This window comes from Moorena sp. SIO4E2, assembly GCF_010671945.1.
GTDB lineage: Bacteria > Cyanobacteriota > Cyanobacteriia > Cyanobacteriales > Coleofasciculaceae > Moorena > Moorena producens.
In genome coordinates this window covers 1-1,101 of the sequence record NZ_JAAHIE010001390.1, presented here as the reverse complement: position 1 = coordinate 1,101, position 1,101 = coordinate 1, and the positions used below count along the sequence as shown (strand labels likewise).

General features: G+C 40.6%; 1 protein-coding gene. It reads left to right on the top strand.

Annotated elements, in window-relative coordinates; all coding sequences use genetic code 11:
* A partial coding sequence (locus F6K37_RS43915; RefSeq protein WP_287257415.1) for a hypothetical protein occupies positions 1 to 903 on the top strand: 903 nt, incomplete at its 5' end.
* Positions 904 to 1,101 lie beyond the last annotated feature (198 nt).

The following is a 1,101-nucleotide window of genomic DNA, read 5'->3' as shown; positions in this document are numbered from 1 at the left end:
TGCTATTTTAATGGGAGTGACGTCTTGAAAATGCTGATAACTCCCCTTTTCAGCCAACTTGATTCCAAGCAATGGATCTGTGTACTGGATCCAGCCTTGGCGCTCTCCTATTATGGAGTCCACATAGCTCAGCAGCTAGGAGAAATAATCGAAATCTGGATAGCAAGAGAGCTTTGGCATATTCTTAACAATACTAAGTTTTATTTAGAACAACCAGAACTACTTATTCCCAAAAGCACTCTCAATAAAAAGGCATCTGAACAGGAGAGAGCAACCTTAGAGAGTGTGATTTCGTCACTTCAAGAGTGGAAACGATTACAAACTGAGCATGATTTGCTAGGACTCAATCTATTCTGGCTGGGAGATAGTCTCAGGGAGTCTTTACTGCCAAAAGGTACAACTATCAAGCTCTTGGCACGATGGGAATATTTAGCACGCTTATTAGATCGACGCATTAATCAGTCACAGGGGACCAATGATACTTTAATGGCGTCATTCCGGGATACTGTAGCCCTAAGTGCGAGTTTGGGTTCTGGTTTTATACTTAGCTATCAAAAACCTACAGATTTTAGTGATAATCGTCCTCCAGATATCTGCAAAGCTTTGGACAAATTGGGAATCTCTTGCGAACTGGTCAGTCCGCAGGATCGAATTGTGGCTTTGGAATCGGAGTACTTACGCCAGTTGATGATTTACACCGGACTGGCAAAACTTTTATGGGAAGGGCTTCATCTGTGTGTTATACATCTTGTGACACCAGCAGTTCCAGTATCTGACAGAATGTCTAAGCCCTCTTGGAGCGATAACTCTGCCTGTGATCCTGAAGACTTGGGGAATTGCCCAGAGTTGAAGGAGGATCTATGGATAAATACTAAAGCGTTCTGGTATAGTCTTTCTATTTGAGATGTAAACATAGAACGACACGCTTTCGGTAACATAAAACTACGGATAGGGTAACAGGAGTAAGGAATACAGCGTTTTTTTGATAATCAAAAATTACAATCTAGTTTTACAACTCATTTGTAAAGCCTAGAGAAACTATAAGTTTTTTAACAATTTAATTCCTTTTTGATTGATATTTAACAGAATAGAAGGGGGGGG